This is a genomic window from Mesorhizobium sp. M7A.F.Ca.CA.002.09.1.1 (genome assembly GCF_003998555.1).
GTDB classification, from domain to species: domain Bacteria; phylum Pseudomonadota; class Alphaproteobacteria; order Rhizobiales; family Rhizobiaceae; genus Mesorhizobium; species Mesorhizobium ciceri.
In genome coordinates this window covers 1-1,037 of the sequence record NZ_RZRR01001317.1, presented here as the reverse complement: position 1 = coordinate 1,037, position 1,037 = coordinate 1, and the positions used below count along the sequence as shown (strand labels likewise).

The window sequence follows — 1,037 nt, the reverse complement described above, 5'->3', positions numbered from 1 at the left end:
TGTGGAGCTTCAACAGGTTGTCCTCGATCAGGGCGAGGCGACTGATAGGCGTTTTTGACTTTAGGCTGCCATGTGGACGATGCCAATTGTATCTGTGCAGCCAGACAGGCAGTTCGGCGGCACGATGATCGGATGTCGGATAGGCAATGGCGTAGGCCCATTCGCGCAGTGCTGTCTGGATGAAGCGCTCGGCCTTGCCATTGGTCTTGGGCGTATAGGGTCTTGTCGTGACGTGCTTGAGGCCGAGATCGCGGCAGGCCTTGGCGAAGGCCTTTGATCTGTAGCAGGAGCCGTTGTCGGTCATGACGCGGGCTATCGTGACGCCGAGGCTGGCGTAATAGGCGACCGCGGCCTTGAGGAAGGCGATGGCGCACTCCTTTTTCTCGTCGGGCAGGATTTGCGAGAAGGCGATGCGGGACGCGTCGTCGATGCAGACATGGACGAACTCCCAGCCGGCGCCGCGCGACTTGCCCTTTTGCGGATCGCCGGTGATACGATGGCCGACTTGGCTGAAGCGGCCGAGCTTCTTGATGTCGATATGGATCATCTCGCCGGGATGCTCCCGCTCGTAGCGCCGGACCGGTTCGGCCGGCTCGATATCCCTGAGCCGCGACAGCCCGGCACGCTTGAGAACCCGGCTGACGGTGGCGGGCGAGACGCCGACCTCATGGGCGATGTGCTTGCCGGTCAGCCGCTGGCGACGCAAGGCTGCGATGCGCTCGGCCACGGACTGTTCGGTCAGGCTCGGCATGACGGTGGGCCGCGACGAGCGGTCGACCATGCCGGCCCGCCCTTTGGTCTTATAGCGCTCGACCCAGCGCGCCACGATCTTGGCCGACACGCCATAGACGCGCGCCGCATGGGCTTTGGAAAAAGCGCCTTCTATCACCGATAACGCCATCTCCTCTCGACGCAGCGGTGTGAGACGGGCATTCTTGTGGATGTTCATTCGGACCCTCCGATGGATGCTGAAGCGTGGTAACTCCAGTCTCCTCGGTCCGGTCCGAATGGACAACCTCTCGAAAGCTCACACCTAG

The 1,037-nt window shown here is 62.4% G+C and carries 1 protein-coding gene; it reads right to left on the bottom strand.

Features of this window, described 5'->3' with window-relative positions:
• On the bottom strand, positions 1 to 949 hold a 949-nt coding region (locus EN994_RS32855; RefSeq protein ID WP_095770220.1), incomplete at its 3' end, for an IS481 family transposase.
• Between the last annotated feature and the right edge of the window lie 88 nt (positions 950 to 1,037).